Here is a 2,351-nt window from a genome sequence, read left to right as displayed (position 1 = left end):
TGGGCCCAGGTCAGGAAATTCACCGTGTTGCGGTGTTCGATCATCACACCCTTGGGCAAACCGGTGGAACCGGAGGTGTAGATCACATAGGCCAGATGCGCCGACGTCAGGCCGTCGACCTGCGGATTGGGCGCCGCCTCGTCCTGCCAGATACCTTTGTCGAGATCGATCAACGGGACCACCGTCTCACCCAGCAAGCCTCGCGTGGCCGCCTGCACCAGGATCGCCGCCGGGGCGCTGTCCTCGAGCATGTAGGCAATCCGATCCGCCGGATACGTCGGATCCAGCGGCACATAACCACCGCCCGCCTTCAAGATCGCCAGCAAGCCCACGACCATGTCGAGGCCACGCTCGACGCAGATCGCCACCCGCGAGTCCGGCTGCACACCCTGTTTGCGCAGGTAATGGGCCAACCGGTTGGCAAGCCCGTTGAGCTCGCGATAGTTGAGCTGGTGCCGGCCATGACGCACCGCCAGTGCATCCGGCGTGCGTCGCACCTGCTCCTCGAACAAGCCGTGAATGGTCTGTTCCAGTGGGTACTCGGCGTCAGTGGCGTTGAACGCCACCAGCAATTGCTCGCGCTCGTCGACAGGTACGATCGACAACTCGCGCAACGGGGCCTCAGGTGCATGCTCCAGCGCCTGCACCAGGCTCTCCAACGCCATATGCATGTAGCCGCAGACACGTCGCGCACCCACTTCGACCACCGCCTGGGTTGTCAGCAGGAAACCTTCGCCGAGGTCGTCGACGTTCAGGCACAACGGGTAGTTGGTCCGCTCCTCCATGCCCAGGGTGTGAATCCCGTGCCAGGCCGCGATGGCCTGCTCGGACGCGGCTTCACCGGCGCTGTGCCGATAGTTCAACAACGTGCTGAACAATGGAAGCGAGGCCGGTACACCGCTGCAACGCTGGGCCAATGCCAGGGAAGCATGTTCATGCCCCAACAATCCGCTCAACCGGGCGTGGGTGGCCTTCACGCCTGTACGGACGTCGATGTGCCCCACACTCACCCGCAGCGGCAAGGTATTGATGAACATCCCCAGCGCCCGGTCCGCACCCTCGCCGCCCTGCATCCGGCCCATCAGTACGGTGCCGAACACCACTTCTTCACGCCCTGAGACGCGCCCGACCACCTGGCCCCAGGCCAGGTGGACCAGGCTCGCCGCACTCACCCCGAGCTGACGAGCCTGCGCCCGCAAGCGCTGGGCCAATGCCCCATCCACGCCTTGTTGCACTTCTTCGATGCCGCTGCCGTCGCCCTGCACATTCAGCAGACCGAACGGCAACGTCGGTTCGTCGATGTCACCCAGCATGTCGCGGAAGAACGCTTCGTGCTGTTCACGACTCACGCCCAACCGGGCCTGGGCGACATGATTGCGGTACGGCACAGCCGGTGCAAGCAGCTCTGCCTGCTCCAGCAGGCTGGCCTGCATTTCATGCACCACCACCTCAAGGGCGGTGTGGTCCAGCGCCACGTGATGGAACAGCAGCATGCCGACCCAACGCTGGTTCGCCAGATCCTGGGCATAGGCCAGCCGCATCAACGGTGCCTGGGCGATGTCGAGGCGGTAGTGACGCGGGTCGAAGCGTTCGTGCAACTGTCGCACTGCATCGCCCGCCGCCGGATCCAGCCCGACTTCTTCAAGGGCCAGCGTCGCGTGGCGCCAGACCACCTGCACCGGTGACTCCAGGCCCTGCCAGGCCATGCCGGTGCGCAGGATATCGTTGCGCGACACCACGCTCTGCAAAGCCTGGGCAAAGGCTTGCAGGCGCTCGCGACTGTCAAAGCCGAACATCACCTGCAACACGTAGGGGTCGCCCTGCTCCGCGGCCAGGTGATGGTAGAGAATGCCTTCCTGCAACGGCGCCAGGGCATAGATGTCCTGCACGTTGGCGACGCCGCCAGGCACGGCGGCCACGATCCGGTCGATGGCCTCCTGGTCCAGATCGGCCAGGGGCAACATGTCCGGGGTGATTCGCGTGCAGCCAGCGGGAATGAGGTTGGCCGGCACCACGACGTCTGCGTGTCCGCCAACCGCAGCAGCCAGCGCAGCCAATGTCGGCTGGCCGAACAGCACCCGCACGTCGGCGCTCAGATCGATCTGGCGCATGCGCTCGATCAACTTGACCGCCAGCAGCGAATGACCGCCCAGTTCGAAGAAATTGTCGTGGCGACCTACTCGTTCGAGCTTGAGCAAATCCTGCCAGATCCGGGCAATGGCGCTTTCCACTTCCCCTTGGGGAGCTTCGTATTCGCGGCTGATCACCGCCGACTGATCCGGTGCCGGCAACGCCTTGCGGTCCAGCTTGCCATTGGTGGTCAACGGGAAGGCTTCGAGCATCACGAAGGC

1 protein-coding gene is annotated in these 2,351 nt (G+C 64.5%); it reads right to left on the bottom strand.

The genetic code is table 11. The annotated features are described in order from the left end of the window. Positions 1 to 2,351: AMP-binding protein (locus BLP82_RS29945; RefSeq protein ID WP_139198023.1), on the bottom strand; the 2,351-nt coding region annotated here is incomplete at both ends.

The sequence above is a fragment of the Pseudomonas sp. NFACC37-1 genome, assembly GCF_900101575.1.
Taxonomy (GTDB): domain Bacteria; phylum Pseudomonadota; class Gammaproteobacteria; order Pseudomonadales; family Pseudomonadaceae; genus Aquipseudomonas; species Aquipseudomonas fluorescens_AA.
This window is presented reverse-complemented; position numbering and strand designations above follow the sequence as displayed.